A 23,008-nucleotide genomic window follows, 5' to 3' on the forward strand; every position below is an offset into this window, starting at 1 on the left:
TCGTCAGATTGACCGCCATCGCAGCCTGGGGCGTGTTCGAGCTCGTGGCCCCCCCCGACGCCGCGAATGCGACAGTCAGCCATGCCGCTTGGAAGACCTATCCGTTTTCGACGTGAGACATGGGGGCTTCTACGGAAGGAGGGTTCGTTCGTGACATGGTAGCGCAATACGGGGCCCAGAAGGCCCGACTGCGCCGGGCCGACGAACGGATACCTTGACAATCCAGGTATCACCGTCTATACCTGGATTATCAAGGTATGAGTGTATTTCCCAAAGGCGCCCTGGACCTGCTCGTGCTCAAGGTCCTCCAGTCCCAGAGCCTGCACGGCTACGGGATCGCGGCGCGCATCCAGGAGCTGAGTGAGGAGGTCCTCGCCGTCGAGGAGGGCACCCTTTACCCGGCCTTGCACAGGATGGAGCGCACGGGCTGGATCAAGTCGAGCTGGCAGCCGAGCCCCACGGGGCGGCGCGCGCGCTTCTACGAGCTGACGGGCAAGGGGCGCAAGTACCTCGCGGCCGGCGTGAGCGAGTGGGAGACCACGAACCGAGCCATCGGTCGCGTGCTGGGAACGGAGCCCGCATGAGTCGAGACCAGGCCGCCTTCGAGTTCGGTGAAGACGACGCGCCCGCGCGTTCGGAGCGCGAGCGCATCGAGCAAGAGATCGATGAGGAGATCCGCTTTCACCTCGAAGCGCGCGCCCGCGCGCTGGAGGAAGCCGGCCTCGACGCGAGGGCGGCGCATCGAACGGCGCTCGCGTACTTCGGCGACCGGCGCCGGATCCGCCGGGCCTGCCTCGTCCAACGCCAATGGAGACCCATCATGCTGCAGAGACTTCATCTCGCGACCACCGTCCTCCTGCTCGTCGCCGCGGCGATCCTCGGCGCGCGCTCCCTGCTGGCGGAAGCTGCCTACGAGTCACGCCTGGAGGAGCTTGGTGAAGCTGTCGAGCGCTTGCAGGCGTCCGCTTCGGCAAGTCTTGCTCCTGGCGCCATCGTTGCGCCCGGTCTTCCTCCAAAGCGGGTCGACCTGTCGACCATCGCTGTGGGCGACGTCCTGGAAGTGAGGAATGAGGCCCATCAAGACCTTCATGTCGTCTGCTCGGTGTGCTATGACGGCATGATTCTCTTGCCGCAGCTGGGCTGGTTCATGGCCGCTGGCAAGACACTTCCGGTCATCGATGCGGAGCTCAACACAGCCTTCTACGCCTACTACACCACGGCTCCGAAGATCGTCACGATGCTGAAAGAGGCAGCACTCATTCGGGTCGAGCCCGATTCGGATCGTCCCATCGCACCCGGCGATTACCTCCGTCTCTATGATGAGGCGCATCCATTCGACGTCAACTTCACCATCATGGTGGATCCAGACGGGACACTGCTTCTGGATCAGCTAGGCCGTTTTCACGTGGCCGGGTACACCCGCAGTGATCTGGAGACGATCCTGGTGGACCGCTCCCGACCATTCTTCACCGAGGAGCCCGTGATCCGCGTCACGGTAACGGACGCACCCCGCCCCAAATAGGCGTCCAGGGCGAGGGCTGCACGTGTTTGCCCCGCGCCTATCGCGTGATCGTCCTGTCCAGGATCCAGCGCGGTCCCGATTCGTGCTCGCGCGTCGTGGCTCGGCAGGTCGTGCCCTCTGCGATCTTCTCGAAGCTCGCCTTGTCGATGGGAGCGTACAGGTAGCCCCGTTGGCCCAACAGCCAGATGCAGCCGGGGTGGAAGCTCGCCTTGATCTCGTTGGATCCGTCCGTGGTCAGCGTCACCTCGTTGTCCGCTCGCTTCAGCTGCTTGACGAGGTCGCCCATCGATCGGGCCGAAACCGCGGCGATGAGGCCGAGGCGGCCTCGGTCCTGGTTGCTCCGAAGGATGTCGTCAGGGAGCTCCTTCGAGTCGGTCCAGTAGAGGGCCTCCACGGTGATCACCGGGTCCTCGAGCGGCGGGTTCCGGACCTTGCCATGAACACCGAAGCTGTCGCGCAGGGCCAGGGTCGAGTAGGGGTTCTGGTGGCCGAAGACGTCCTCTTCCTTGTCGTCGTTGGAGAGGGTCGAGCGGCGTCCGATCGTCTCCCACATGCGCGCGTCGGCCCAGTCGTGGAAGGTGGCCACGTGGGTCATCAGCCCGAAGAAGCCCTCGTGGAACACGCCGGCGTCCATGTCGGAGTAGTTGAGCCTGTGCCAGCGACCCTCGACGTAGACCTCGTTGAAGGTGTGCGACGACCAGCCCCGTCGAGAGCCGTCCAGCGCAGCTTCGAGCGTCGTCCGGACGCCGTTGTGATGGAGACCGCGCTCGAGCAGCTCCCACTCGCGATCATCGCCCGCGTCGATGATGGGAATGCAGAGGACGGTCCGCGTGGGAACGCCGAGGGCGCGCAGGCAGCCCGACAGGTAGATGGCCGACGAGGAGCAGCTCCCGCGTTCGCCGTGTTCGAACATGCCGGCGGCTTCGAACTCGCGGGGCCACGCGTCCTCCGCCGTGAGGCCCTCTCCGCTGGCCTTTTTCCGCGCGTACGCGGCGAGATCCTCGGGAATGAAGAATGCGCCCTTCGCGTCGACAGCCGTGATGAACGTCGTGAATCGATCCTTGTACTTCGCGTGATCGAGAAGCCACTTGGCTGCCGCAGCGACGCCGCCCGCGCCGCGGAGGTCCGGGATGCCCTCGCCGCTCTTCTTCATGGCGGCACGGATGGCTTGCCCCAGGTCACGTGACGCGTTGGACGTGGGCCCGGGCTCCAGCCAGCGCGCGACGTCTTCGGACTCGCCGTCCGCTCCGACACCTTTCAGGTCGACGAGCGGGTAGTGAATCACCTCCAGCTCGACGTACGTATCCGTCTCGTCGAGCACGCGGACGTCCTGGTACGCGTCGTTCAGGAACTCCGGGGTCACGGGCCTCATCACCTGGACGAGGGACCGCACGGTATAGGCGTACTCGCGCCGCTCCAGCCAGTCCCCGTCCGGTATCCCGTCGCCGTCCGAGTCGGCCTTCTGCGGATCCGTGAGGTACTTGTGAACTTCCAGGAAGTCGGAAAGTCCGTCGCTGTCGGAGTCGATGCCACCTGGCCCGGACGAGAGGGCCAAGGAGGCCGCAAAAAGGAGTGCATGGGAAGACGTGAGCATGCCTCGCCTACTCACTCCCCCCCGGGCAGTTTCAGCTCTGGATCCCGAAAGGCACCGAACGCGAATCGAGGTCGCCCATCCGTGCAATTGAGCCGCGCTACTTGTTCTTCTCTTCTACTTCGCTCGGGTCCGGTCCGGGGTAGCGGGAGAACCACCCGCTCGATCTCGGCGCAGAGGTCGAGCCAGGCTTCCTGTGCAAGGGCGACGGGCGGATCGCCTCCTTCGTTCGTCGAGAAACGCGAACGTGCCGGTCAGGGCCACCGCTCGCTCGTTGGGGGAGAGGTGGCGCGTGGCGCGCTCGAAGGCCCCTTCCACGCAGCGCTGGATGCGGCGCTTCAGCTGGAGGGTTTCTCTTCCACAGCTGTGAAGCGAAAGAGTCGATGAGGTGGTACTGACGTGTGCGATGGAGTGCCCAACTCCACGGGGGGAGCGCGGGACCTTGGGGGTCAAGGGAAACAGGGGCGCGGCGGCTGGGGCGATCCGGCTGGAAGCGGGCGGACTGCCTCAGATTTCCTTCGTGCTCTTCTTCGCGCGCCTCGACTCATCCATGGGGATCGCCCGGCTGGAGAGGGAACGGGAACCGAATGAAGTCGGACGGGGGGTCGTGGGGAAGGACAGGGGGTCCACGCGGGGTGGCAGAACGGCGCATGGCTCGATTCCGCGGACGATAGGCCTGGGCACGCTGGTCAGCACGACGTGACCCGCGAGCTGAAAGTGGACAGTTGCGTTCACAGATCCCGCCCCGATTCAGAGATTTGCGGGCGACTGGCTCGGTGACCACCGGGCACTTGATCGACTACAGCACTTCCCATGAATCACAGTCTCACCGCCCTCGTCACCACCTCGTGTCTGCTCATTGCGGCTACCGGTGTGGCGTCGGCTCAGTCACCAGCACCTGTCGAGGTTCCGGATCGCTCCGGGCGTGATCAGCTCTACGCCTGGCTCGACCGCCTGGACTATCCGGATGGAGTCGATCTTCGAACGGTTCGATGGACGCGACCTGGCGAGTCTGGCCTCGCGTTCGTCGTCTCGGAGTCGGATGATCGTATCGAGCTGTTCGCGTTCGGCGGTTTCTCGCTTCGCGTGCCGAAGGCGCAGGGGCCGGGTGCCGCTGACGCCATTCGGATGGAGTTCGTCGAATTCGCCGACGCGGCGGAGCGGTGGCTCCACGAGGTCCAACCGGGGAGCAGCGACGATCAGGGCGACGACGACGGCGCCTTTGGGTTCGGGAACGTCCTCCCCGTCCGCAGCCAGCTCATCATGGCGGCTCGCCGCGCCTACCGGAGCGACGCTGGGGATTTGGAGTCCCGCCTCCTCGGTGCGGCAGCGATCAGGTACGGACTCGAGGGGCGATCGAGAGGGCGGTCAGGGACGCCGTTGGCCGCCCTCCTTCGAGCGGACACCGAGGTCTTCGAGCGCGTGGCCGCATGGACCGGTTCCGGGATGACCGCTGACCTTGCCGGGAAACGAGCGCGGCTCCTGCGTTTTGCCGAGCTCTTCCCCGAGAGTCACTTCGCGGGTCCAGCAGGTTCGGAAGCCGACATCTTGGCCCGCATGATCGTCGAGGCGCCGGGGCTTCCCACCGACGAGGAACTCGAATCCTTGACCGGAGAGTCGCTGGCGCGCGCGCTGGTCCAGCGCCTGCGAGATTCGGAGGCCGTCTTCAGCATCAATGGAAGCGTGAGCCTTCATTCGCGTGGTAAGGGGTCCACGATGCTCGATCGACTGATCTCCATGGGCGATGCCTCGCTGCCGGCGCTCGTCGACGCGTTCGGCGATACCACGTTGACGCGGGCCGTATCCCATGGGCTAGGTCTCAGCCCGGAGACGATCAAGGTCGGAACGGCCGCGCAGATGGGTGTCCAAGCCATCACGGGCAAGTGGTTCGCCACTCCCCAAGCGGCGCGGGATTGGCTCTTGCGACGCCAGGCGGAGGGCGAGTCGACGCTGCTTACCGAGGAGATCTTGAACAAGGGTTGGGTGGACACAGAGGCCATCCGGCGCCTGGTCGGGAGTGATCCTGCGGCCGCCGCCCAGGCGCTCCGCTCACTCCTCGCCGCCGACATGGCGATCTCTCGTCGCGTCCAGTTGATCTCCGAACTCGGCCAGGCAGATCACGTCTCGATCGAGGCCATCATGAGTGAGCAATGCGCTCCGGAACGACCTTTCGCCGTCAGGCAGATGGCCGCACAGCGGCTCGGGCGATGGGATCCGAAGCGAGCGCGCAGTGTTGCGCTGGAAATCCTGCGAACGGACCCGGGTCATGGCTCGCCGCGCCTGCCAGCGACGCAGGCCGCGTTCTTCGACGATCAGGTTCACGAGGACGCGTGGAGGCGCCTCGCCGTCCAGCTCGTGGAGCTCGAAGCATGGGACGCCATCGCCGCCGAAACCCCGATGAAGACGGCGATCACGCGGTACGCGATAGGGAGAGAGATCGCCGCGCGCGAATCCGTTTTGACCCGCGATCCCGCGATCGCTCGAATCCTTCTCCGCGGGCTCGTCGACGGCGCCGAGGTCGCGAGCCTCATTCCGCACGGATCCCCGTACCGCGGACCCGACTCGCGCGTGTCGGACCTCGTCGGTGCCTACCTTCTCGCGCGCGGGGGAAACGCCGCGGCCTTTCCCGTCGATGCTCCACGGGAGGATCGTGACCGCGTGCTCGAGGAGATCCGCAACCGGCTCCGCGTATCCCTCGGCGAGGAGCCCGAGCCCACCCCGGTCGGCGCGCCGGCGATTCCTCCGCTCGATGACGAGGTCGTCGCACCCTTGGTGAAGGCGATGCAGTCGGCGGACCTTGACGCCCTCGACGCGGCGGAGGCCAAGATCGCCTTGGCTGGACTGGAGGCGCTCCCCGCGCTACGACGATCCATGGAGAGTTTCGAAGGTCCGCCATCCCAGCGCAGCGCACTGGAGCGCGGCATCACGCGGCTCGGAACCACCGTGAACCGGGTGATCCTCCGGCCCGACGGCGACGAGACGCTCGGTGCCGAGCTGTCGAAGCTCGAGGGCCGGCCGCTGGACCACGAAGCCATCCTTGCGTGGCTCCAGAGGACCATCACCACGGGCGCGGCCGTCAGGCTCCTCATCCATCGACCCGCGGGCGACTCGGGGTGTACCCTGGTACTCGCCGCTGGAGATCCAGAGCAGCCAGACAGGCTGCGACTCGATGGAGCAATCGGCCAAGGGTCTTACCGCGAGCTCGATGATCGAGCCTGGCAGTCCGTTCGGCGCTGGCTTCACTTCACCTCCGAGCGGCCTCCGGAACAGGGCTGGACGATTCGAATCGATCTGCGCTGAGACGGCACCTCGGCGGGTATCCAACCCTGCCCGGTGCCAACGCATTGCCTCACCTGAAATGTCATCCAGGCCGGCCTGTTGCCTCAAGCTAGATGTTACCCAAACCCACAGGAGTAACTCATGGCAGAGATCAGCAGCGAAGCACGGCGAGAACTCGTCGTAGCTTTCAGCGCCCGGTACCGAGACTCAAGCAAGAACGAGAAGACCCTGATCCTCGACGAGTTTGTCAGCGTCACAGGCTTCCACCGCAATCACTCGACACGGCTCCTGAAGGCCGGTGGAGTGAGCGCGGAGCAGAAGCCAAGGCGGCAGCACACCCGTGTCTATGACGAGGCGGTGGCGCAGTCGCTGATCGTGCTTTGGGAGGCGTCCGATCGGATCTGCGGGAAGCGCCTGAAGCGGCTGCTTCCGGTGCTGATCGACTCGCTCACGCGTCATGGACACCTCAACCTGGACGAAGAGGTTCGGTCGAAGCTGCTGCGCGCAAGCGCTTCCACCATCGACAGGATCTTGGCTCCGGCACGCTCCAAGACGAAGCGGCGGCCAGCCAAGCGACCTTTGTCGGTCGGGGGCCAGGTCCCGGTCCGAACAGCTGGAGGTTGGGACGATCCGCTGCCGGGCTTCGTGGAGGTTGACCTCTTTGCACACTGCGGTGGATCGGTCGCCGGCCGCTTCAACCACACGCTCACGGTCACGGACATCCACTCAGGGTGGACCGAGTGCATTGCGTTGGTCGTGCGAGACTCGAGCTTGGTGGTCAAGGGACTCGAATCCCTCTGCGCGACCATGCCCTTCGCACTGCGGAGCATCGACACTGACAACGGCAGCGAGTTTATCAACGACGCTGTCCTCCAGTTCTCCAAGGACCACGATCTGGACTTCACACGGTCACGCCCCTATCGGAAGAATGACCAGGCTTGGGTCGAACAGAAGAATGGGTCGGTAGTTCGACGCCTCGTAGGCTACGGCCGGCTCTCAGGCTTGGTAGCAGCTGAGTCTCTGTCACGGCTCTACAGCAGCTCGCGGCTGTTCGTTAACTTCTTTCAGCCTTCGTTCAAGCTGCTGAGCAAGGAGCGCGTCGGCGCGCGAGTCCGCAAGACATACAGCCCTCCGGCGACACCGGCCGCCAGGCTGTTGGACTCCGAACACCTCGATGCCCAGGCGAAGGACAAGCTCCGGACGGTCGTTGCGTCTTTGGATCCGCTCCAACTACTCGATGAGATCCGAACCATGCAGCGGCACCTCGCAGGTCTTGTTGCTGGCACTCTCGATCATGCACCACCTGCTCGCAGCGCCGATCTTGAACGGTTCCTCGCCTCGCTGGAGTCCGCTTGGAGGGACGGCGAAGTCCGCCCCACCCACCGTGCAAAGCAAGCAGCGGAGAGACACTGGCGCACGAGGCAAGATCCCTTCGTGGGAGTATGGCCCGAAGTGCTCGGGTGGCTTGAGCTTGAACCAGATACGACGGCCAAGGAGATCTTCGATCGTCTCTCCGAGGCGAATCCATCCAAGTTCTCAAGCGGGCAGCTGAGGACATTGCAGCGCCGCGTTGGTGAATGGCGCGCGCACGCAGTCAGACGGCTTATGTTTGCTGACGAACCTGCGCCCCCGAGCGCGCCTTGACAGACGGAGCTCCGCCCTGGGTCTGTGCTCATCGAGGAGGTTGGCGTCGGCGCACCATCACGGCCCTCCCCTGCTCTTAGGAAGCTGCAATTCCTCCCCCTGGGGGGAGGCCTACGGCCCGGTCGGCAAGAACAGCGGCGGTGGCATTCGCCGCTTCGCGACTCATGCCCAGCTTCATACGGGGCTCCGCCCAAACCAGGCTAGAAGCGGTTGCGCTCGCCTGGACTTGGGTGCGATTTCCGATGAGGCACCCGGCAACATCCAAAAATGACGCAACACGATGGGGCTTTGTAATTGACGCTGGGCAGGCAGCGCCAGGGCCTGGAGGCTCGAGGGTCGGCAAGGAGGCGGAAGATGTGTAAGTCAAACCCTGCCGCAAGCGTAAGGCACGATATGCCGCTTGAAGATGGTTCGCGCCAGAATGGAAGCGTGTCGCTCGTGGGTTCAGGCCCATTTAGGTGCCCATTTTGCAGGTGCTGGCGGAAGCGCGTAGCCGAGCTTCTCGAGTTCCTTCTTCTTCGCGCGCCTCTCCCGCCGGCCGGGCCTGCTCTGGTCCCGAACCGAGTCCCCGGAGGGGGAATTCTCGGAGCGTTCCGGCGGTGGCTCCGAGCCCGTCGCGCGTGCGGCGCGGTCGGGGAGATCGGTCAGGGCGACCTCAGCGGTTCGTACCTCGGCCGCTGCGGGCGGGTCGCCTGCGAAAGCAATGGTGGCGGGCACCGTCTCGGACTGGCCGCGCTCCAACCAGCGCACGACGCCGAACGCGATAAGGGCCACCGCAGCGACGGCGGCTGCGATCCTGAGGGCGTTCTTTCGCTGGCGAGCGGAGCGAGCATTCATGCGGGCAGCGGGGAAGAAGTGAGGAGGTCTGCGACCTGTCGCGGTCACTCAGGCTGGGGCGGGAAGAGCCCCTGCCGGTCGATCTCGGCGCAGAGGTCAAGCCAGGCGTCATGTGCGAGGGCGACGGGCGGGTCGCCTCCTTCTTCCTCGAAGAACGCGAAGGTGCCCGCGAGGGCCACCGCTCGCTCGTCGGGGGAGAGGTGGCGCGTCGCCCGCTCGAAGGCCCCTTCCACGAAGCGCTGGATGCGGCGCTCCAGCTGGAGCGCTTCCAGGGCCGACGCCTCCGCCAGCTCCATCGCCTCCGCGCAGGCCTCCGGGCCCAGTAGACCGAACGTCCCTTCGAAGGCCGTGGCACCCCGGCGGAAGGCACCCGCGAACTCCAGTCCCGGGCTGAACAGGGCGAGGCCGTCCACGTTCCCCAGGGTATCCGCCTGCTCTTCGTCGAAGCTCTCCAGCCCGAACGCGACGACGCTTCGGGACTCCTGTGCGAGGGCCATCAGCGCGCCGTGGCCTTCGGGATCGCCGCCGCGCGGGACGCCGAGGACGAGCGCCGTCTCGTTCTCGGCGGCGGCCTCATCGAGCGGCGCCAGCGCGAAGCGGAGAGCGTCCGGCTCGGGACGCTCGGGCAGATAGAGCTTGATCAGCTCGGGCTGATGCTCCAGCGCTGCGTGAAAGGTGCCGCTGGAGGTGACGTCGTCGAGGTCGATTCGAAGCGCGCCGCCAGCGGCCTCCAGCGCATCCGCGTAGGGCTCCCACCGCTCCGGGTCGGCAGCGATGGTGCTCCAGCGAACGGTGAAGCCGGTGAAGCCCTCGGGGCAAGCGGACCACGGATCCGCACCCGTGCGCACGAACGGGTCGAGCGGACGCCAGGCTCCGTCGCAGGGATGCGCTTTGCGCTTCGGCTCCATCTCGGTCGAAGAGGAGCGCGGTCAGCCGAGGGGAGTCGCTGCGTCTTCGTTCGAAGGCGCGCTCGGATCCACCGCCGGTCGGAGCACCGGAAGAAGAGCGTGCAGGTTGTCCCGTTCGGCGGCGGTGATCGCTGACCAGGCGCCCTCCATCTCCAGCTCGGCGTCTGCGCCCGCAGCGATCAGCCGCTCGGAGACCGCGCGGAACGATTGTCCGTTCGTTTCGTCGACGGCGAATCGAGCGGCGCCCGCGACCGCGCTGTGCAAGGGCGTCAGCGAGGCGCCGTTCTGCGAACGCGCGTTGGGGTCTGCGCCCATCTGGAGCAGCAGCGAAACGGCGTCGACGTGGCCGCGGTACGCGGCGCGATGGAGCGGGAAGAAGCCGGTCGGCCCCACCTCTTCGAAGACGAGCGGATCGTCGGTGAGCCGCTTCTGGACGATCCCCGCGCGGCCCATGGCGCACGCTTCGTGGATGTCGAGTTCGGTGATGCCACGGTCGTTGCGAGCGGCGACGAAGAGGTCGGCGATGTCGTCGGCCTCGCGTTCGAAGGCCTCGAGGAGGAGCGATCCCCCCCTCGTGGAAGGCGCGTTCGCCAGGCCTGGCCTGCCGCCGAGAATCCGCGAAACGGCTTCCGTGTTCCCATGGCGAACGGCGTGCTGGAGCTCAGCGAGGGGCTCCGGTCCCGTGGGGGCGCTTTCGGCGGCGAGGTCCTCGCGCGTCTCTTCTTCCGTCTCCATCGCCTGGAGTCTACGGACCGAAGGGGCCTCGATACAGACGGAGCCGGGGCTTCACTCGAAGACGCGAACCGGGAGGCCGGTTTCCCGGCGCAGGATCTCGGCGCCAGCCTGGAGTTCATCGTGGGAAAGGGCCTTCAGGTCCTTTCCACCCGACTGGTGGGAGGGGCGCCGAAGGCCGTAGAGAAGGATCCCCCGGGGCGAGGCTCCCTGATCCATGGCCTGGGTGACGATCCTGGCCACGCCCTCGGGATCGGCATGGGGATGCACGGCCATGGTCTGGATCCAGGTGTCCACGGTGGAGCTGGCGACCACGAGGGATTCGACCACGCGGTCGGTCGGGTTCCGGATGCCGTTCAGGGCCTCGCGGCGCTCGCTCGACCCGGCGTCGACCTTGAACCAGAGTTCGCCGCCGGCCGCCTGGAGTCGGGCGAGACCCGACACCACCTCGGGCCGGTGCGTTCGGCTGCCGTTGCTGATGACGACGAGCTTCGACGAATGGTCCAGACCGTGTTCGACGCGCAGGCCCGCGGCGATCTCGACGGCGGCTTCGAAGTCGGGGGAGAGCGTCGGTTCGCCGTCGCCTGCGAGGCAGAGATCGCGAACGGCCGCGGGTTCATCCCTGCCCGCCTCGCGCCACCGTCCGGCGGCCGCGTCGGAAAGAACCGAGCGGAGTTCACCCTCCAGCACCTCGAGATCGATGGAGCCAGGCGCGCCGCGCACGAGGCCCTCGACCTCGCAGTACACGCAGGCCCAGTTGCATTCCTTGCCAGGATTCAGATTGATGCCGATCGATAGCCCGCCCGCGCGCCGCGACCACACCGGATAGACGAGCGTGTACTCGGCCTTCGGCGTGTTGTGGTCGCCAGGCTCGAGGTCGCCAGGCTTGAGGTCGCCAGGCTCCGGGGCATCAGGCATGGGCCTCGACCGGAAGCCCGGTCGCCTGTTCGATGCGTGCGGCGAGACCCTGGATCCACTCGTCGTCGAGCCGATGCAGACGCTCGGCGCCGGGCTGGAGCGAGGGCCGCGCGAGGCCGTAGAGGAGCACGCCTTTCAGCGGCGTTTCCTGTTCGATCTCCTTCTGGAGGAACGCGACGTACGCGTCGAGTTCGGCCTCGGAAGGCGTCTGGCCGTCGCGGCCGAAGACGCAGGTCTGAACGAGGGTCCGGCAGGCGCTGGCGGCGGCGCGGAGGTTGGCGCTGGCGCGCTGGAGCGGCGCGTCCGTCCCGTTGATGGCGCGGCGCCCTTCGCGCGTGGCGGAGTCGATCTTGAACCAGACCTCTCCGTTGGCCTCGGCCATGCGCCGGAGGCCGCGGAGCACGTGGGGCTGGTGGGCCTGGGAACCGTTGGTGATGAGGACGGTCTTGGTGGTGGCCATGGCCGGGAACTTCGCGCGGACGGCCAGCACGCGCTGGACGATCCGATCGAAGTCCCGGGCGGTGGTGGGTTCGCCATTCCCCGAGAACGCGATGTCGTTGATCCGGCGAGCCTCGGGCGGCGCGTGGAGCTCCATCCACTCATCGGTGGTGACCTGGGCGAGGAAGCCGCGCAGCTCCGTCTCCAGCAGATCCAGATCGATGGGCGGAGCCGCGCCGAGCTGGAGGTCCGGCACCTGGCAGTACGCGCACGCCCAGTTGCAGGCGTTGTTGGGATTGAGGTTGATCCCGACGGAAACCCCGCGCGCCCGCCGTGAGACCACGGGGTAGATGTGAGTGAGGTGCGCTGCGTCGCGCGAGTGGTCTTCGGTCGTCAGTGTGTTGTTCACGGACGCCTATAGTATAAGCGGAGGGTTTTCGCAGTACCGTTCCGCGGCCAAAGCTGCGGGAATGGTACTGCGAAGGTGCCCCGGCCCCGTTAGGCAGCCCCATCAGGCGGGACCCGTCAGGCGGGATCCGTCAGCCGAGGAACGGGTAGCGCCAGTCCGTCGGCGGCGCGAACGTTTCCTTGATGGTCCGCGGGCTGACCCAGCGGAGCAGGTTCAGGATCGAGCCCGCCTTGTCGTTCGTTCCCGAGGCGCGCGAGCCACCGAAGGGCTGCTGGCCCACGACCGCGCCCGTGGGCTTGTCGTTGATGTAGAAGTTGCCCGCCGCGAAGCGCAGGGTGTTCACCGCCTTGCGGACCGCGTAGCGATCGTCCGCGAAGATCGCGCCCGTCAGCGCGTAGGGCGAGGTCGTCGCGCACAGCTCCAGCGTCTCGTCCACGCGGTCGTCGTCGTAGACGTAGAGGCCGAGGAGCGGGCCGAAGTACTCGGTGCGCATCAGGTCGTGCTTCGGATCCTGCACGACGGCGACCGTCGGCTGGATGAAGTAGCCCTCGCTGTCGTCGCACTCGCCGCCGAAGACGACCTCGACGTTCGCCTCGTCCTTGGCGCGATCGATGGCGCCCTTCAGCTTGGCGAACGACTTGTCGTCGATCACCGCGCCGATGAAGTTCGAGAAGTCGGCGACGTCGCCCATCTTCATCTCGGAGAGGATCTCAGCGAGGTGCTCCTTGACGTCCGGCCACAGCGACTTCGGCACGTAGGCGCGCGAAGCCGCCGAGCACTTCTGGCCCTGGAACTCGAAGGCTCCGCGGGCGAGCGCCACCGCGACCTCACGGGCGCCGCAGGCGCTCGGGTGCACGAACACGAAGTCCTTGCCGCCGGTTTCGCCGACGATCCGCGGGTACTGGCCGTAGCCCGAGATGTTGTCGCCGATCTCCTTCCAGATGTGCTGGAAGGTGCGCGTCGACCCGGTGAAGTGGATGCCGCCGAGGCGGTGATCCGGGATCGCCACGTTGCCCACGGTGGGGCCGTCGCCGGGAAGGAAGTTGATGACGCCCGGCGGCATGCCGGCCGCCTCCAGCATCTTCATCGTGTAGTAGTTGGACAGCAGCGCGGTGTGCGACGGCTTCCAGACGGCCGTGTTGCCCATCAGCGCCGGGGCCGTCGGCAGGTTGCCCGCGATCGACGTGAAGTTGAACGGCGTGATCGCGAGGACGTAGCCGTCGAGGGGCCGGTGCTCCAGGCGGTTCCAGACGCCCGCCGAGGATTCGGGCTGCTCCTGGTAGAGCTGCACCGCGTAGCTCGCGTTGTAGCGGAAGAAGTCCGCCATCTCGCAGGCGGCGTCGATCTCGGCCTGGTGACAGGTCTTGGACTGCCCGATCATCGTCGAGGCGTTGATCGTGTCGCGCCAGGGGCCACAGAGGAGGTCGGCGGCGCGCAGGAGAACGGCGGCGCGCTCCTCCCAGGGCAGGGCGTCCCAGTCGTGGCGCGCGGCCTCGGCGGCGTCGATCGCCTTCTTCACCTCGGCGGCGCCCGCGAGGTGGGCCTTCGCGATCACGTGCCGGTGGTTGTGCGGCATCGTGACCTCGACCACGTTGCCGGTGCGGATCTCCTCGCCCCCGATGATGAGGGGGATCTCAGGCACCTCCTTGGACATGGAGGCGACCTTGGCGGAGAGCGATGCACGCTCGGGGCTGCCGGGCGCGTAGCCCTGGATGGGCTCGTTCGTGGGAACGGGAACGCGGAAAACACCGTGTGTCATGGCTCAGATGGGACTCGTGGACCGAACTCGCCGGGGAGCAAGGGCCAGGTAAGGGGGGCGGATGAAAGTGGGTCGGCAGGAAGCGTTGGGGCCGACGGCCGGCCCGGGAGGTGCTCCAGCTGGGATTCGGGCCGGTGAGTCTCCCAAATGCGCGTTGCAGTGTCGATGCACAGTCGCATGATGGTGGCCCTGGACCGCAAGGATTGCGGATCCGGGGCCCTACACCTACCTCCAAAGCAGCTGATTCGATGAAAGCTCTCCTGATCCCCGCCGCCGCGGCCCTCCTTCTCACGGCAGGAGCCTGCCAGAGCACGGGAAATGCCGACCTGCGGCCCACTCTTCTCCAGTCGCGGGCCGTCGAGGCGGCGGCGACGCTGGGCCAGGAGGATTCGGAAGACCAGGAAGATGGGCCGAGCGACGAGGGCGTCCCAGCCGAGTCGAGCGACGGGGAGGCCGACGAGTCGAAGTCGCCCAGGGAGTGGCTCGACGACGCGATCGAGGCCAAGGTCCTGAGCGATCAGGAGCGCGCGTACAAGGAAGCGGAAGTCGAGATCGCTCGCCTGGAGCGCGAGGCCGAGGAGATCGAGATCAACGAGTCACTCCGTCAGAAGCGGGAGGCCCTCAAGGCTGCGCGGGAGGACCTGGTCCGCTTCGAGGAGCGCGAGAGTCCGCTGGAGCGGCGCAAGGCAGGGCTGTCCCTGGAGAAGGCGCGCGAGCAGCTCCTGAAGGCCGAGACGGACCTCCTCAACATGCGGGAGATCATGGACGAGGAGGCCGAGGCGGGAGCCAAGGACGAGATCATCCGCCGCTACGAGAAGTCCTTCGAATTCGCCCAGGAGAACCTGGCGATCGAGACGGAGGAGATGGCGATCGAGGTGGAGTCGAATCTGCCCGCGGAGCTCCTGGAGCTCGCGGGTGCCGTGCGGGCCGCCGAGGCGGAACTCCAGGCCGAGGAGATTCGCGCGGCGAAGAAGCGCGCGGAGTCCGAGCTGGCTGCGACCAAGGCAAGGCACGAGCTGGACCAGGCGAAGCGGGACCAGAAGAAGGCCAAGGAGGCGGTCGCGAAAGCGCGCAAGAAGCTGGAAAGCGCCCCGGCCGACGCCCCTGAAGAAGACATGTCGGACGGGGACGGGAAGTGATCGGCACCCTCACAGCTGCGATTCTCCTGGTCCTGTCGGCCGCTCCTACCCAGGAGCTCCCCGCGGCGAAGGATGTCATCGGGTCCGAGCGCGACGCGAAAGAGGTGCCCTATAGCCTGCCGCGTGAGGCCGCCGGTCCGGCGATCGATCAGGCTGCGGCGTTTCTCGTCGGCGAGATCCGCGAGGACGGATCGTGGGGCGACGACCTGCCCACGCTGGAGGAGGTCGGGTTCGCGCTCAGCACGTTCCGCTCCTGGCGGATCGCGTCCCACGGCATCGTGTGCATGGCGCTCGCCTCCCTCGACGAGACGCCCGAACGGCGCGCGGCGCTCGAGCGGGCCGTCGGGTGGCTCTGCGACTGCGAGCTGCCGAGGCGCGACAGCGACTGGGACATCGACTACGTCTGGTCGTCGCTCTACGGATTCACCGCCACGATCGAGCTGCTCCAGGACGAGCGCTTCCAGGTCGATGCCTGGCGCGCGCGGCTTCAGAAGCGCGCCAACGAGTTCCTGGCCGTACTGAAGAAGCATCAGGCCGTCTCCGGAGGCTGGGCGTACTACGACGACCCGCCGTTCAGCCGCCAGCCGACGTGGGCGACGAGCTTCTGCACGGCGCTCGTGCTCCCGGCGCTTCACGCGGCGCCGACCGTCGGCATCGAGGTCCCGGAGAAGGTCGAGGAGCGCGCGCTTCGGTACCTCAATCGCTGCGTGCTGCCGAACGGCGCCTACAGCTACGATCTCGATCCGGTCGTCCGCCTCAGCGGCGTGGAGCACATCAATCTGATGGAAGGCAGCCTCGGCCGGACCCAGGTCGGCAACTGGGCGCGCCGCGTGACCGGCGACCGCCGCGTCACCGACGAGGTGATCCGCGAGGGGCTCGAAGCGTTCTTCAAGAGCCACGGCTTCCTCGATCACGCCCGGATGCGCCCGATCCCGCACGAGGGATTCCACTCGAACGCCGGGTACTTCTACTTCTTCGCGCACTACTACGCGTCCCAGGTGATCAGCCTCCTGCCCGAGGAAGAGCGCGAGGGCTGGCACGCGCGGCTGAGACCGCATCTCATCAAAACTCAGCGGGAAAACGGTTCGACCTCGGACTTCCTCGATTCAGAGTATTCGGTGAACGCGGGCACGGCCTTCCTCGTCCTTGCCCTGCGGGAAGGGTTGAGCGCGGCGCCCGCGCGACCCGATACACCACGCTGAGTCATGAGTTCGACCGACATGCCCCCCTTGACTGCCCCCGACCTACAGAAGCTCTCCGCCTGGCTCGACGCGGCCGTGGCCGCCTGCCCGGGCTCGGGCCACGCCGCGAAGTACGCCGCCTGGAGCGAAGGAGTTCTCGCCGGTCTTGCAGCGGGGGCGTCCGACGGCCAGTTCTGCCAGGCGCTCTCGGCCGCGAGTCGCTACGCCCCGAAGGGCGCCCTGGCTCCGTCGCCGCAGCTCGTCGCAGACGCGGAAGATCTCCTCGCGGGCTGGAATCCGTCGCGCTGGACCGCGCTCGAAGCCGCGCGCGTTCGACTGATCGTCGAGCGAGCCAAGGCGGATCCGGAATCGCTGCTGTCGGCGCTCGAAGAGGCGTTCCGATACGCCGACGAGGGCGAACTTTGCGCGCTCTACCGCTCGCTCCAGTTCCTCCCGGGCCCGGAGCGTTTCGCGGTTCGATCGGCGGAAGGTTGCCGTACGAACATGAAGACGGTCTTCGAGGCGAACGGCATGGATACGCCGTTCCCCGAGGCTCACTTCGATGACGTCGCGTGGCACCAGCTCTGCATGAAGTCGCTCTTCGTCGAAGCGCCGCTCTGGCGCGTCGTGGGCTTCGACCGCCGCGTGGACGAGGAGCTGGCGCGCATGGCGCTGGACCTCGCGGACGAGCGCCGGAGCGCGGGCCGTCGCGTCTTCCCGGAGCTGTGGATGTGCATGGGCTCCGCCGAGAGCGGACTGGAGGCGACGAAGCGCAAGCTCGCGGCGATCGAGAAGGAACTCTCCGGCGACGACGAGCTTTCCCGCAAGGGAGCGATCCTCGCGCTCGGGCGCCTCGGCCAAACCGAACGACTCGAGGAGATCCAGGCCGACGGCGGCACCTACTTCGGGCCGATCGCGGGCTGGGCGCTCATGGGGCGTCACGATCAGACCGCGTTCGCGTCGATCTCGCCGCCCGAGGGCGCGGAGCCACAGACCCGCGAACACGAAGAGGGGAGGGCGCAGGGCGCGCTGCTCTTCCCCGGCGATACCGACTCCGATCCCGCTACCGATACCCCTGGCAACCCCAGCTGACGTCATGTCCTCATTCCGCTTCTTCGATCCGCACGCCCACATGACGTCGCGGACCACCGACGACTACGAACGCATGGCAAAAGCGGGTGTTCGCGCGTTGATCGAGCCAGCGTTCTGGCTGGGCCAGCCGCGCACGAACGTCGGATCCTTCGTCGACTACTTCTCCTCACTGGTCGGGTGGGAGCGCTTCCGCGCGTCCCAGTTCGGCATCCAGCACTTCTGCGCCATCGGGCTGAACTCCAAGGAGGCCAACAACGAGGGGCTCGCGAAGGACGTCCTGGAGATCCTGCCGCGCTTCGCGCTCAAGGAAGGCGTCGTCGCCATCGGCGAGATCGGCTACGACGAGATCACGCCGGCCGAGGAGCGCGCGTACCAGTGGCAGCTCGAGTTCGCGCGCGAGCACGACATGGTCGTCATGGTGCACTCGCCCCACCGGGACAAAAAGCGCGGGATCATCCGCTCGATCGACGTCGCGAAGGAGGTCGGGATCGACATGGAGAAGCTCGTGATCGATCACAACAACGAGGAGACCGTGAAGTCCGTGCTCGACGCGGGCGCGTGGGCCGCGTTCACGATCTACCCGAACACGAAGATGGGCTCCCAGCGCATGGTCGACCTGACCAAGCAGTACGGGGCCGATCGCTTCATCGTCGACTCGTCGTGCGACTGGGGCGTCAGCGATCCGCTGTCGGTGCCGAAGACCGCGAAGATGATGCTGGAGCAGGGCGTGCCCGCGGACGCCGTCGAGAAGACGACCTGGAAGAACGCGGTGACGGCCTACGGCCACTCCGGCCAGATCGACTTCGAGCTTCTCGACGCGAAGCCCGTGATCGATCAGCGCCAGCTCTTCATGGAGAACTCGGTGCTGCGCGGTCAGGAAGCCCAGGTCGACGAGGGAGTGCCGAACTGATGCTCTTTGCGCTGCTGGTCCTCATCGCGGTGGCGCCGGTGGCCAGCGCGCTCAACCAGGACGCGGGCCCGGCTTCTTCGGAGACCTTCCAGAGCGTCGAGGTCGCCGAAGACGGTGCGCTGCTCTCTCCGATCGGTCGCTTCGTGGTCGAAGGGGAAGGGGCTCTGGAGATCGTTCATCCGCCCAGGTGGGCCGAGGCCGAGCTAGCGCTCCGCCTGCCGGGCGGCGAGCGTAACCCGACGGTTCTGGAAGTCGCGCCCGGGCTGGCGGCAGGTGGCACGCTGGAGTTCGCCTGCCAGCGAGATGGTCGCAAGCAGCCGTTCGAGTTCACGGTCACGCTCCTGGACCGCGCGGGCACCGCCGAGATCCATGAACTCACCGGCCGGGTGAACGGAAAGGACGTGAGTTCGATCTCGCTCCCGCTGGGCTCGGTCCCGGTCCAGGTGCGCTTCGAGGTCACGGCACCTCTTGAGCGCGGCGTTTGGATCGACGACCTCCGATTCGTGCGCCCCACGCCGATGATCGTGGAGTCGGTGACGCTGATCCCCTCCACGAGGCCGCTGGTCGTGGGCGAGACGGTCGAGGTGGGCGTCCTGGAGGTGGTGACCTCGGGCTCCCTGGATCCGCTCGTCGTCGAGGAGGCGAGGGTGATCGAGACCTCGACCGCGCGCGGAGCGTCGAACCCAGAGGAGGGAGCAGGATCCGCCTCTGCGATCATGACCAGCGCTGCCATCGGGTCACTGGACCGGAAAGTCGAGACGGTGGAACTCTCCACGGGGCTCAATCGTCTCCCCGTGACGGTACGCGTCCGCGCGGACATCGACCTGGACGGCGATGCGTACTGGCATACGTCGGCTCGGCACGGCGTGGAGTTCGAGATCCGGGGCGAGACCTATCGGCCCCGTTCCGACGGTCCGGAACGTGATTCCTGGCTGGCCACGAGGATCACGCCTGCCGGGACGAGCGTGGGCTCGGTGTCCATGGTCACGGCTCTTGCGCACGGGTCGCGCGGGGAAGGCCTCCTCGTAGCGGTGACGGCCCAAGCCGCGGGTGAGCCTGGCGGCGTGAGCCTCTACCGAAGTCTCGATGGCGGTCGGACGTGGCCGCTCGTGCCGCTGCCGGAGGGGGCTGCGGCGTGCTCCGGCGGATCCCTCGTCTACGATCTGGAGGCGCACAGGGTCCACCTACTGGCCCAGCGCGCGGCGGGGATCGTACAGTCCCAGAGTTCGGACGGCGGCGCCACCTGGACCCCCTGGGAGGAGATCCAGCTCGCCAGCCCGAAGCCCGTGACGGCGGTCGGGAGCACCGGGATCAAGATGTCGACGGGTGAGATCGTCGTCCCGGTCATCGTTCGGGGCGGATTCCGCATCGAAGACGAGGCCTGTGCGGCCGTGATCGTGAGTGACGACGAAGGAAAGAGATGGGCCATGCACGGCGCGGCGTTCCCGAATACCACGACTTCAGCGGTGGTAGAGGTCGGACCAGGTGCGCTGCTGCTCAACATGAACGACGGGCGAGGGGCGCTCCGCAGCGAGAGAACGTCTCTCGACCTGGGCGTGACCTGGAGGGCCAAGAAGGCACTGGGCCCCACGGAGCTCCACAAGAACGCGGGCAGCGACGGCGCGCTGGTCCACCTCGGGCGCGCGCGCGGCAAGGGCTGGGACTCGCGCATGGTGTTCGCCAATCCCGCGACCGAGAGGCGCCCGAGCCGGAACCTGCTCCTGAAGGGCTCGAGCGACAACGCGGGTCACTGGCCCGCCGAGCACCGGGTGCTGCTCGACGACGGCGTGGGGGTCGACCATCCGGCGCTGGCGCCGGTGGGAACGAGCGACGTCGGCGTGGCTTACCGGTGCAGCGCCGGCGGCGTCGTCTTCCAGCGCTTGCCGGAGTCGGTGGTCGTCCCGCGCGTGGTGTCGTGGTTCGACGTGACCGGAGGCAGATGAAGAGGCAGATGAAGCTGTCTCAGAACTGCGCGCCGAAGACCAGGCTCACGGTCAGCGCACCCACATCGGCCCCGAGTCCGTCGATCATCACGTCGGCGTTGTTCAGCCAGCGCGCGTCCACGCCGACGTGCCGACCGTAGGCGAACTCCACCAGCGCTCCGGCTCGAAGGTAGCTCGTCAGCACGGTGTCGCGATCGGACTGCACCGAATTACCGAGGCGCAGGTCGGTGTCCAGGAACAGGAACGCGACGCCGCCGCCGATGTATGGCTGGAAGCGGCTCTTGTACTGAAACGGGCTGAGGATGAGGCCTGCGCTCAGATCGATCGTGCGTGAATCGAGCGACTGCACGGCGTCTCCGCCGTTCGTCGTCGAACTCCTGTCGAAGGCGTAGCGCACGCTGAAGTCGTAGCTGAGCGCACTCCAGAGGCCGGTCCGGTCGTCGACCACCGTCGTCGGGTCATCGAGGAGGATCGGCGCCTGGACGCTGACGCCGATCTCTGGCTGGGAGTCGAGTTCCTGCCAGCGGTTCTCGTCGCTGAGCTGCCGGATGCCGAGCAGCGTGTCCACGGTGAAGGGGGAACTCGACGGATCCACCTCGCGGAAGCGGGACGTGCGGGAGTACTGGCCCGTGACGCTCAGCCTCTGGGCTCCAGACGCGCTGGAGGAAACGGGCGCGCTGGGGTAAACGGGCGCGCTGGTGTAAACGGGGCCGCTGGCGCAGCTGCTGAGCAGCCATACGGCCGCGGCGGTCGCCATGGGCACCACCTGGGTCCTCGATGCGGAGCGTTGTAGCGTTCCTTTCATCACGTGGCGTGCTGCACGGTTCTGGTGGCTCCCAGCAGACGGTCGGCGGTGCCGTGGAACAGCTGAACGCACTCCGCCTCCGAGAGTCCGAGTTCGGCCGCCACCTGGCGCCATTCCGTCAAGCGCTCGGAGCGCCAGCCCTGGGGGAAGACGTTCGAGTCGGTGCCGAAGGCCACTCGATCGACGCCGAAGACGTCGAGGGCTCGCTCCAGAACGCTCGTCAGGCTCGGGTGGTCAGGCTGGGTCTTGACCCAGCCATTGGTGGATGAGGTATCCGTGATGACGTTGGAACACTGCGCGCCCGCGATCAGCGTTTCGCGGAAGAACCCCGCGCCGAAGTGCGGGATGCAGAAGGTGAGGCCCGGGTGCGCGCACGCCGCCGGGATGACCTCGAGCGGGTTCGCGTAGCGGAGGTCGTAGGGGCGCGGCAGTCCGAGCAGATCGCGCAGCTTGATCACGAGGATGCCGCAGTGGACGTAGGCGATGGCCTCGTGCTCCTCCAGGAGATCGAGCACGGGGCGAACCGCGTCGTCCGAGAGGTGGTAGTGGTGCATCGCGGGGAACAGGAGGACGCCGCGGAAGCCCCGTTCCTCCAGGAGCGGGCGAAGCCTTTCCGCGGCCCCGGGTGCAGCCGGGTTGCAGACCGCGATCGGCACGAGGCGGCCCTTCGAACGGGCCGCCATCTCGCCCACGGTCTGGATCTCCTCGGGGGCGCTGGCGAAGGCCGCGAGCCTCGTCACCCCGTGCTCGTCGAGCTGGCCGACCCAGCGCTCCAGGTGCGCGTCGATCCCTGGCTCCGGAAGTTCGATGCCCATCCGGCCCGTGACGTCCCGGAGCTTCTGCTCGACGGGTCCAGGGAGCGGGCTCTGGGAAGCGAGTGCATCGAAGAACGGCCGCGCGAAGATATGGGCGTGGAAGTCCGTGATCGGCGTGGGAATCGTCTTCGTCATGGGATTGGAGGGGCGGAGGAGCCGGGGCCCGGATCATGGTACGTGGCCAAGCAGGATTTCCACCTCGGGGCTCATTCCTTTCCCCAGGAGTCCGGGTGGAGTTTCCTTTCGAGGCCACCGCCACCCCCGGGGGCATCTGCTACAACCCGTCGCCATGAAAACAGACACCACCCTGAACACAGAGGCGCTCCAAGGGAGAGACACTCCGGGCAAGGAAGGCGCTGGCAAGGTGGCGCTCGTCACCGGGGCGGCCCAGGGCATCGGCCGCGGCATCGCAGGTGAGCTCATTCGTCGCGGCTACCTCGTTCACGCGGCCTACCACAGCGAATCGAAGGCCGAGAGCACCGAGGAGCTGGTCGGGAAGGGCCGCGCGCACCAGGCGGAACTCACGCGGGCCGAGGAGGCGCAGCGTCTCGTCGGCGCGGTGATCGAGCGTAGCGGTCGGCTCGACGTTCTCGTGCACGCCGTGGGGCCCTACCTGACGCGGCCCCTCTCGGAAACGAAGCCCGCCGACCACGAGGCGATGCTCCAGGGCAATCTCTTCACGGCGATTCACATGATCGATGCCGCGCGCTCCCCTTTGCGCGAGAGCCACGGTGCGTACCTCTTCTTCGGCTGCGCGGGCCTGGAGCGCTGGCGCGCGAGGCAGGTCACGGCGGCCTACATCGCGTCGAAGGCCGCGCTACTCGTGACGATGCGAGCGCTCAGCATCGAGGAAGCAGAGTTCGGCGTTCGGGCGAACATGATCTCCCCGGGTTTCGTGCCGCACGACGGCGCCGCGGAGGACACGCTGTCGGACGATCTACACAAGAAGATTCCAATCGGTCGTCCGGCCGAGATGGGCGAGGTGACCGAGGCGGCGGCGTTCCTGGTCTCCCAGGCAGCGTCGCACATCGTCGGTCAGAATCTCGAGGTCGCGGGCGGCTGGATGCTCTGATCGCGTCCTGGTAG

19 protein-coding genes are annotated in these 23,008 nt (G+C 67.1%); 10 read left to right on the forward strand and 9 right to left on the reverse strand.

All coding sequences use genetic code 11. The features are described from left to right. Positions 1 to 257 precede the first annotated feature (257 nt). A complete protein-coding gene (locus Poly30_RS12125) occupies positions 258 to 584 on the forward strand; it encodes a PadR family transcriptional regulator (protein WP_145197616.1) in 327 nt (108 codons plus the stop codon). Continuing rightward, positions 581 to 1,522 (forward strand): polysaccharide biosynthesis/export family protein, encoded by a 942-nt coding sequence (locus tag Poly30_RS12130; protein ID WP_145197618.1) that lies wholly within the window; start codon positions 581 to 583, stop codon positions 1,520 to 1,522. The genes Poly30_RS12125 and Poly30_RS12130 overlap by 4 nt, the downstream gene beginning before the upstream one ends. Positions 1,523 to 1,559: 37 nt before the next feature. On the opposite strand, the gene Poly30_RS12135 is transcribed toward Poly30_RS12130, so the two are convergent. Continuing rightward, entirely contained in the window at positions 1,560 to 3,116 is a 1,557-nt protein-coding gene (locus Poly30_RS12135; RefSeq protein WP_145197620.1) for a transglutaminase-like domain-containing protein, read from the reverse strand. An 810-nt stretch (positions 3,117 to 3,926) separates the two neighbouring features. Between Poly30_RS12135 and Poly30_RS12140 the strand changes: the two genes are divergently transcribed. Continuing rightward, positions 3,927 to 6,413 (forward strand): hypothetical protein, encoded by a 2,487-nt coding sequence (locus Poly30_RS12140; RefSeq protein ID WP_145197622.1) that lies wholly within the window; start codon positions 3,927 to 3,929, stop codon positions 6,411 to 6,413. A 120-nt stretch (positions 6,414 to 6,533) separates the two neighbouring features. After that, complete coding sequence (locus tag Poly30_RS12145; protein ID WP_145197624.1) at positions 6,534 to 8,036, forward strand: integrase catalytic domain-containing protein; 1,503 nt, start codon at positions 6,534 to 6,536, stop codon at positions 8,034 to 8,036. Positions 8,037 to 8,480: 444 nt separating this feature from the next. Here the strand turns inward: Poly30_RS12145 and Poly30_RS12150 are convergent, their stop codons facing one another. From Poly30_RS12150 to pruA, 6 genes are all read right to left on the reverse strand, one after another. Continuing rightward, positions 8,481 to 8,873, reverse strand: coding sequence for a hypothetical protein (locus tag Poly30_RS12150; protein ID WP_145197626.1), 393 nt, complete (start codon positions 8,871 to 8,873; stop codon positions 8,481 to 8,483). Positions 8,874 to 8,917: 44 nt separating this feature from the next. Next, positions 8,918 to 9,781, reverse strand: a complete 864-nt coding sequence (locus Poly30_RS12155; protein WP_145197628.1) for a hypothetical protein — start codon at positions 9,779 to 9,781, stop codon at positions 8,918 to 8,920. A gap of 21 nt (positions 9,782 to 9,802) precedes the next feature. Continuing rightward, on the reverse strand, positions 9,803 to 10,516 hold the full coding sequence (locus Poly30_RS12160; protein WP_145197630.1) for an ankyrin repeat domain-containing protein: 714 nt from the start codon (positions 10,514 to 10,516) through the stop codon (positions 9,803 to 9,805). 51 nt (positions 10,517 to 10,567) lie between these two features. Further along, positions 10,568 to 11,431, reverse strand: coding sequence for a radical SAM protein (locus tag Poly30_RS12165; RefSeq protein ID WP_145197633.1), 864 nt, complete (start codon positions 11,429 to 11,431; stop codon positions 10,568 to 10,570). After that, the gene (locus tag Poly30_RS12170) at positions 11,424 to 12,278 is read right to left on the reverse strand and encodes a radical SAM protein (protein WP_419191289.1); all 855 of its coding nucleotides are present in this window, start codon (positions 12,276 to 12,278) and stop codon (positions 11,424 to 11,426) included. The genes Poly30_RS12165 and Poly30_RS12170 overlap by 8 nt, the downstream gene beginning before the upstream one ends. Before the next feature lie 130 nt (positions 12,279 to 12,408). After that, positions 12,409 to 14,037 (reverse strand): L-glutamate gamma-semialdehyde dehydrogenase, encoded by a 1,629-nt coding sequence (gene pruA / locus Poly30_RS12175; protein ID WP_145197635.1) that lies wholly within the window; start codon positions 14,035 to 14,037, stop codon positions 12,409 to 12,411. Positions 14,038 to 14,285: 248 nt separating this feature from the next. On the opposite strand from pruA, the gene Poly30_RS12180 reads away from it, so the two are divergent. The 5 genes from Poly30_RS12180 to Poly30_RS12200 are packed head-to-tail and all read left to right on the forward strand — an operon-like array spanning position 14,286 to position 20,302. Next, a complete protein-coding gene (locus Poly30_RS12180; protein ID WP_145197637.1) occupies positions 14,286 to 15,176 on the forward strand; it encodes a hypothetical protein in 891 nt (296 codons plus the stop codon). Beyond that, complete coding sequence (locus Poly30_RS12185; protein WP_145197639.1) at positions 15,173 to 16,378, forward strand: prenyltransferase/squalene oxidase repeat-containing protein; 1,206 nt, start codon at positions 15,173 to 15,175, stop codon at positions 16,376 to 16,378. Before Poly30_RS12180 ends, Poly30_RS12185 begins: the two co-directional genes overlap by 4 nt. Before the next feature lie 27 nt (positions 16,379 to 16,405). Beyond that, entirely contained in the window at positions 16,406 to 17,449 is a 1,044-nt protein-coding gene (locus tag Poly30_RS12190) for an EboA domain-containing protein (protein ID WP_145197641.1), read from the forward strand. 4 nt (positions 17,450 to 17,453) lie between these two features. Next, entirely contained in the window at positions 17,454 to 18,359 is a 906-nt protein-coding gene (locus Poly30_RS12195; RefSeq protein WP_145197643.1) for a TatD family hydrolase, read from the forward strand. After that, positions 18,359 to 20,302 (forward strand): sialidase family protein, encoded by a 1,944-nt coding sequence (locus Poly30_RS12200; protein WP_145197645.1) that lies wholly within the window; start codon positions 18,359 to 18,361, stop codon positions 20,300 to 20,302. Before Poly30_RS12195 ends, Poly30_RS12200 begins: the two co-directional genes overlap by 1 nt. 19 nt (positions 20,303 to 20,321) lie before the next feature. Here Poly30_RS12200 and Poly30_RS12205 read toward each other — a convergent pair whose 3' ends face one another. Both Poly30_RS12205 and Poly30_RS12210 read right to left on the reverse strand, forming a co-directional pair. Continuing rightward, complete coding sequence (locus Poly30_RS12205) at positions 20,322 to 21,107, reverse strand: porin family protein (protein WP_145197647.1); 786 nt, start codon at positions 21,105 to 21,107, stop codon at positions 20,322 to 20,324. Beyond that, positions 21,107 to 22,057 carry an amidohydrolase family protein gene (locus Poly30_RS12210; RefSeq protein ID WP_145197649.1) on the reverse strand — a complete coding sequence of 317 codons (951 nt, stop codon included), beginning with the start codon at positions 22,055 to 22,057 and terminating at the stop codon, positions 21,107 to 21,109. The genes Poly30_RS12205 and Poly30_RS12210 overlap by 1 nt, the downstream gene beginning before the upstream one ends. A 154-nt stretch (positions 22,058 to 22,211) precedes the next feature. On the opposite strand from Poly30_RS12210, the gene Poly30_RS12215 reads away from it, so the two are divergent. Next, positions 22,212 to 22,994, forward strand: coding sequence for an SDR family NAD(P)-dependent oxidoreductase (locus tag Poly30_RS12215; RefSeq protein ID WP_419191290.1), 783 nt, complete (start codon positions 22,212 to 22,214; stop codon positions 22,992 to 22,994). Positions 22,995 to 23,008 lie beyond the last annotated feature (14 nt).

It is taken from the genome of Saltatorellus ferox, from assembly GCA_007751475.1.
Classification (GTDB): domain Bacteria; phylum Planctomycetota; class UBA1135; order UBA1135.